This window comes from Streptomyces calidiresistens (assembly GCF_014141525.1).
Classification (GTDB): Bacteria; Actinomycetota; Actinomycetes; order Streptomycetales; family Streptomycetaceae; genus Streptomyces; species Streptomyces calidiresistens.
In genome coordinates this window covers 1-6,206 of record NZ_VKHS01000280.1, presented here as the reverse complement: position 1 = coordinate 6,206, position 6,206 = coordinate 1, and the positions used below count along the sequence as shown (strand labels likewise).

6 protein-coding genes and 2 pseudogenes are annotated in these 6,206 nt (G+C 76.0%); 2 read left to right on the top strand and 6 right to left on the bottom strand.

Going from position 1 to position 6,206, the window contains the following annotated elements; translation table 11 throughout:
• Nucleotides 1–53: 53 nt before the first annotated feature.
• Nucleotides 54–425, top strand: a pseudogene (locus FOE67_RS29280) (AMP-binding protein); the annotation flags it as partial.
• Between the two features lie 222 nt (nt 426–647).
• On the opposite strand, the pseudogene FOE67_RS29275 reads toward FOE67_RS29280, so the two are convergent.
• From FOE67_RS29275 to FOE67_RS13250, 6 genes and pseudogenes are all read right to left on the bottom strand, one after another.
• Nucleotides 648–920: pseudogene (locus FOE67_RS29275) on the bottom strand (AMP-binding protein); the annotation flags it as partial.
• On the bottom strand, nt 917–1,726 hold the full coding sequence (locus FOE67_RS13270) for a glycosyltransferase family A protein (protein WP_323384870.1): 810 nt from the start codon (nt 1,724–1,726) through the stop codon (nt 917–919). The pseudogene FOE67_RS29275 and the gene FOE67_RS13270, both read right to left, overlap by 4 nt.
• The gene (locus FOE67_RS13265; protein ID WP_182663875.1) at nt 1,723–2,778 is read right to left on the bottom strand and encodes a 3-oxoacyl-ACP synthase III family protein; all 1,056 of its coding nucleotides are present in this window, start codon (nt 2,776–2,778) and stop codon (nt 1,723–1,725) included. Before FOE67_RS13265 ends, FOE67_RS13270 begins: the two co-directional genes overlap by 4 nt.
• Before the next feature lie 364 nt (nt 2,779–3,142).
• Nucleotides 3,143–3,382 (bottom strand): chaplin, encoded by a 240-nt coding sequence (locus FOE67_RS13260; RefSeq protein WP_182663873.1) that lies wholly within the window; start codon nt 3,380–3,382, stop codon nt 3,143–3,145.
• 354 nt (nt 3,383–3,736) lie between these two features.
• A complete protein-coding gene (locus FOE67_RS13255) occupies nt 3,737–4,609 on the bottom strand; it encodes an HAD family hydrolase (protein WP_323384868.1) in 873 nt (290 codons plus the stop codon).
• Nucleotides 4,610–4,758: 149 nt separating this feature from the next.
• Entirely contained in the window at nt 4,759–5,580 is an 822-nt protein-coding gene (locus FOE67_RS13250; protein WP_182663871.1) for a MerR family transcriptional regulator, read from the bottom strand.
• A 98-nt stretch (nt 5,581–5,678) separates the two neighbouring features.
• Between FOE67_RS13250 and FOE67_RS13245 the strand changes: the two genes are divergently transcribed.
• On the top strand, nt 5,679–6,206 hold a 528-nt coding region (locus FOE67_RS13245), incomplete at its 3' end, for a phosphorothioated DNA-binding restriction endonuclease family protein (protein ID WP_498370698.1).

Genomic DNA, 6,206 nt, shown 5'->3' with positions numbered 1-6,206 from the left:
ACACCCCGCCCCCCGGCGGGTCCGTCGTCGGCGACGCGCGGGCCGGGGACGCCGTGATCGTCTTCACCTCCGGCACCACCGCCCGACCCCGGGCCGTCGTCCACGACCGGGCCTCCCTGGACGCCGGGCTGGCGGCGGTCACCGCCCTGGTGGACCCGGTGCCGGGCCGGCCGGTCCTCGGCGGCACCCTCTTCGTGCTCGCCCCCGCCCTGGCGCGCGGCGCGCCCGTGGCGCTGCCCGCCCGTCGCCCCGCCGCGCTGGCCGCCCAACTCGCCCGACTGGAACCCGCCGACACCTACCTCACGCCCCCGGCCCTGCGCGCCGCGCTGAACCGGGGCGCCCGCCTCACGGGTCGGGTGTGGGCGGGGTCCGCGCCGGTCCCGGCGGCGCTGATGCGCCGGGCCCGCCTGGCCGGTGCCCGGACCGTCACGGGGGTCTACGCGCTGACCGAGATGTTCCCCGTCGCGGCGGTGGGGGAGCCGGCGGCCGACGGTGGCGACGACGGGCGCGAGGTCGCCGAACGGCGGCAGGGCGAGTCCGGCTCGTCGGGCGAGGCGGCGGGCGGGTCCGGCGACGGCCTGCGCGGCGGCGTCGGCGACGACCAGGGCGGGCGACACGAGCGCGAGGCGGGCGCGCAGCACCTCCGGCCCGGCGAACGGGTCGAGGACGGCCACGCGCAGCCGCAGCCGGTGGGCGGCGAGCAGCACGGCGAGGGCGCGGGGGCCGGGTCGCACGGCGACGCCCAGGGTGTCGCCGGCGCGCAGGCCGCGCCGGCGCAATCCGGCGGCGCAGGCGTCGGCGAGGTCGGCGAGGTCACCGCGCCGGGCGGCGATCCGGGTGCCGCCCCGGGGCCCGGCGGTGAGGACGGCCGGGCGGTCGGGGGCGGCGCGCAGCACGGCCGGGAGACGGTCGAGGATCATCGCGGGTCCTCCCCGAGCCGGCCGGGCCCCCGGTCCAGGTACCAGCGGGCGGTGCCGAGGAGACCGTAGGCGCGCAGCCGGCGGGTGGAGTTCTCCACGACCATGCCGCGTGCCCGGGTGATGCGGTCGGTGTGCCGGCGCACCCGGTTGAGGAAGAGCCGATCGGTGGGAGAGGGGCGGCGCGGCATGCCGCCGACGGCGGTGTAGAGGTCGGCGGTGACGGCCATGTTGTTCCCGGCGTGCATCCGGTAGGGGGCGCGGTAGCCGTGCCGGCGGCGGTGGGCGGGACGCAGCCGGCCGAAGAGGGCGGCGAGGGCGACCAGGACGCGGAAGCCGGCGCGGCCGAGCGGGCCGTGTTCGTCGCGGCGGGCGAGGATCCGGCCGCAGACCAGGCCGGCGCCGGGGGTGGTGAGCGCGGCGCGGGCGCCGGCGGTCCACCCGGGGCGCGGCAGGCAGTCGGCGTCGGTGCGGGCCAGCAGGCGCGCCCCGGCGGCGATCGCGTACCGGAAGCCGGTGTCCACGGCGCAGCCGACGCCCTTGTCCGGCTCGTGGAGAACGTGCACGGGGAACGGCGCGTCGGCGGCGAAGTCGCGGGCCGCGGCGGCGGTGCCGTCGGTCGAGGCGTTGTCCACCACCACCAGGACGATCCGGGTGTCGTGCTGGGCCGCGAGGGCGGCCAGGGTGTCGGGCAGTCGGCGTTCCTCGTCATGGGCCGGGACGATCACCCACAGGCGGTCGGCGGCGTCGGCGACGGCCGGGGCGTGGTGAACCCCCGGGTGGGCCATGGGGTCCGCGGGGCGGGTCACGACACCTCCCACACGGCGGTCATGATGCTGACGCCGCCGCCGAGGCCGACCAGCAGCAGCCGGTCCCCGGTTTGCAGGCTCCCGCGCACCCGGTCGAGTTGGACGCCGATCGTGGCCGCGGCGACGTTTCCCAGCTCGGGGACGGTCACCACCAGCCGGTCGTCGGGGATGCCGGTGATCTCCGCGAAGCGCCGCAGGTAGGGCACGGTCACCTGGTGCACCAGGACGTGCGCGAAGTGCTCGCCGACGGCGTGGTACCGGGCGCGGTCGAGCAGGGCCGGACCGATCTTCTCGAAGGTCTCCCGCAGGAGTTGGCCGTCCCCGGTGAACCAGGTGTGCTCGTCGCCGCGGGGGAACCGGGAACCGCCGCCGGGGATGCCGCCCAGCCGCCAGTGCTCGGAGCGGGTCTCCGTGGCGAGGTCCAGGAGACCGCCGCGCGCCACGGGTTCCAGGACGACGGCGGCGCCGGCGTCGCCGAAGGTGTAGCCCGCGAAGCCGGCGCGGAACTCCGCGAGGTCGCGGGGGCGGCGGCGCATGGCCCGGGTGGGGGTCTCCCCCACCACGACCAGGGCCCGTCGTCCGCGCCCGGCCATCAGGAACGCGCGGGCGAGGTCGATGCCGTTGAGGAAGCTGTTGCAGGCGTTGGTGACGTCCAGGGCGTGGGCCCGGGTGCCGAGTTCGGCCTGCACGACGTGGGCGGTGGCGGGCTCGGCCATGTCGCGGGAGGCGGAGGCGAAGAGCAGCAGATCGATGTCGGCGGGGTCGAGCCCGGCGGCGTCCAGCGCGCGGCGGGCGGCGCGGACGGCGAGGGTGGAGGCGTACTCGTCGTCGGCGGCGACGCGGCGGGTGCGGATGCCGGTGGCGCGTTCGAGGAGGCCGTCGGGGAGGGGCAGGCCGCTCGTGGCGGTGAGTTCGGCCTGGAGTTCCGCGGTGGTCAGGACATGGTCGGGCAGGGCGGAGCCGATGCCGGTGATGCCGATGCGGGCGGGTGGTCCCGCCGGTGCGTCCGGGGCGCGGCCGTCCCCCGGGATGCCGCGAACACGCTGGTCCATGGCCGGAAGTGTGCGGCCGGGGGCCGGAACCCCGTATGGGTCCTCGTACTCAACCCGGGCCGGGGACGGTCGGGGCGGTATGAGTAGCCGGTCCGGTGGCCTCGACGGCCCGGGTGCGGCGTCCCGCCGCGCAACGGCCCCCGGCCGTCACGCGGGGGGTCACGGTGGCTCCGGTGACCGGGGCGGTGCGGGTGGGCCCGGTGACCGGTGGGCCCGGGGCACCGCCGGGGAACGCGGCGCGCCGCGGACACCCGGTGGGGCGCCCGCGGCGCGCGGGGATCGGCGCTCGGCCGAGGAACCCGCCCGGTCGGCCGGGGCCCGCGGTGTGTGCCGCGGGACCGGACCGTGCCGGGAGACGGGGACGTCAGGCGTTGACGCAGACGTTCCCGAAGGCGGGGTTCAGGACACCGATGATGTCGATGGTGTTGCCGCACACGTTCACGGGGATGTGGATCGGCACCTGGACGACGTTGCCGGAGAGGACGCCGGGGGAACCGACGGCGGCACCCTGGGCCTCGCTGTCGGCGACGGCGGTGCCGGCGGTCCCCAGGACGGCGATCCCGGCGGCGGCCGCGAAGGCGGCGGACTTGGCCATGCGAGACATGTGGTCTCCCTGTCTTGACGGAGTGTTCAGCATTTTCACGGGCTTCGGGTTTCCCCGATCGGTCCTCGCGGACCTGTGCCGACTAACGAGGCCGACACATGGATGTTTCGGGTCGGAAGTCCCGAATGGTGGCTGAACCTCCGCCCTTTCACCCGTTCGGCGGAGCGACATCACCCCTCGGGAGGGGAATAGGGAGCCGCCCCACCGGCCCCCGGAGGCCACTTTCCGCGCCGGCGACGCCCTCCGTCGCACCCGTGCCCGATGGGTCACCGTCGTCCCGGGAAACCCTGCCGTTCACCCCGGGGACAACGGTGTTCGAGGCTCGTTCGGCGGCCCCGGGGGCCCGATGACCCGTCACCCCGAAGGGTCCGTCGGCCCGTCGGGCACCGACGCCGGCCCGGACCCCGACACCGATGCCGCCAGGAGGGGCAGCAACCCCTCCGGGGTGTCCACCACCACGTCGGGGCGCTCGACCACCGGGTAGGGCGGGTGATCGGTGCGCTCGGCCCGGGTGACCAGGACCGCGCCCACCCCGGCGCGCCGGCCCGCCACCACGTCGCGGTCGAGCGTGTCCCCGACGAACCAGCACTCCCCGATCGGCACCCCCAGCGCCCCGGCGGCGAGGTGCAACATGCCGGGATGCGGCTTGCGGATGCCGACCTCGTCGGAGTAGATCTCCACCCCCACCCCGTCGGCCAGACCGTGGTCGCGCAGCAGGGCGCGGTGCACGAGACCGGCGTGGGCGTTGCTGACGACACCGACCCGAACCCCCGCGCCGGCCGCCGCGCGCAGCAGTTCGGGGATGCCCGGGCGCGTCCGGTACTCCCGGCGCAGGAGGGTGACCTCCCCGAGCAGGCGGGCACCGCCGGCGGCGAGCCGGGCCCGGGCCGGGGCGGGCAGGTCGGAGGCGATGAAGTCCTCCCAGATCTCCCGGTGGGTCAGCTCCACCGGCTCCCGCCGACGGCCGGCGGCATTGCGCCAGTCGTGCAACGCCGCCAGGCCGGCGCCCAGCGAGGTCTCCAACCGCTCGACGGGTTGGTGGTGCCCGGCGTCCGCCAGGTGCCGGTGGAGCAGTTCGGCGGCCCGGGTCCGCCAACCGGGCCGTTCGACCGACTCCAGGATCACCCCGGCGAAATCGAGCAGCAGGGCACGGGGGCGCGGCAACGCCCCTGCGGGGACGTAGACTTCGGCGGCTTCGGCGGCTTCGGCGGCTTCGGAACGGTGCACGGGCGTCTCTCCGGTGGTCGGTCGGTGGCGGGGCGCCGTCGCCGGAAACGTAACCCACCCGCGCGCGACCGTGACCGCCGGTGGGACCGGCCCCGGCCGCCCGCGCCACCCCGCGCCCGCCGCGCCGATCCGGGCGGCGGAACGGCCGGTCAGGCCGGGATCACCGGTGCCTGGAGTTCCGTGACCCACGCGCCCCCGCTCCCCGGGTGCTCCAGGGTCACCTCCCGCGGGTGGCCGGCCGCCCGGTAGCCGTGGGCCTCGATCCACCGCCCCAGCGCCTGGGCCGTCGGCACCACCTCGTCCATCGAACCCCGGTGCACGATGGTCGCCGCCCGCTCCACGGCCGGCAGGTCGACCACCCGGAGGGCGCCGTCCCGGACGGTGGCGGAGACCGGGAGAGCGGCGTGGACGGTGACCCGGCCGTCACCGTCCGGGACATCCTCGTACCGCGCGATCCCCGGCCCCGTCGGGGTGATCCCCGCCTCGGCCAGGAGCCGGCACAGCTCCTCGAAGAGGGAGGAGACCACGGGTCCCACGTCCCGGGGGTCGAAACCCGCCGCCTCGGCGGTCAACTCCGCCACCCGCACGGCCGGAACACTCTTGATGACAACCTCGTCGGTGGGCATGCGCCCCTCGCTCTCGATCGCTCGGAGCCTCGCCTCGACCCCCGTCAACCGCCGGGTCGCCTCGGCCACGGCACTCTCCAACTCGGCCCGCCGCAGGCGCAGCATCCCCCGCAGTTCCTCCGGGCCGACCCTCTCCTCCACGATGTCCCGCACCCGGTGGAGCGTGAACCCGAGGTCCTTGAGCGCGATGATCCGGTTGAGACGGGCGAGTTGGTCGGCGGTGTAGAGGCGGTACCCGGTGAACGGATCGACCCGGGCGGGGCGCAACAGTCCGATCGCGTCGTAGTGCCGCAGCATCCGGACCGAGACGCGACCGTGCCGGGCGAAGTCTCCGATGGTGAACATGATGTCTCCGATTCCACCGCCTGACACGGTGTGAGGGTCAACGCGGCGATCGCGGAATTCCCCCGGGGTCGTCGGTGCCGGGGGCTACGGTGTGGGGCGTGGAGCGGGAGGAACTCTTCGGGGGATTGGCCGGGTTGCGCCGGGCCAACGACGGTGGGCGCCGCGCGCCGCACAAGCCGTTGATGCTGCTGTGGCTGATCAACCGGTTCGTCGAGCGGGGCACCACCGAGGTGACCTATGAGGAGCTGGAGCACCCGGTGGGCCTGTTGATCGATGAGTTCGGTCGGCCCGCGAAGCGCCCCTCCCGCGATCGGGCCGCCATGCCGTTCGTGCACCTGGAGCGCTCGCTGTGGTCCCCTTCCGCCGAGGGCACCGGGCCGATCCCGACCCACTTCCCCGAACGCGGTTCGCGACTGCGGGCGGTCGGGGCCCGGGGACGGTTGCGGCCGGCCGTGGAACGGCTGCTCGCCGACCCCGTGACCCTGGCCGAGGTCGTGGAGTCGCTGATCGACCACCACTTCACACCCGCCCTGCGGGAGAGCCTGCTGGAGGCGGCCGGGCCGGGGCTGACCGACTTCGAGACGATCGCCGCCCGCGTGGTGCTCACCGCCCGCCGTCCCCGTGAC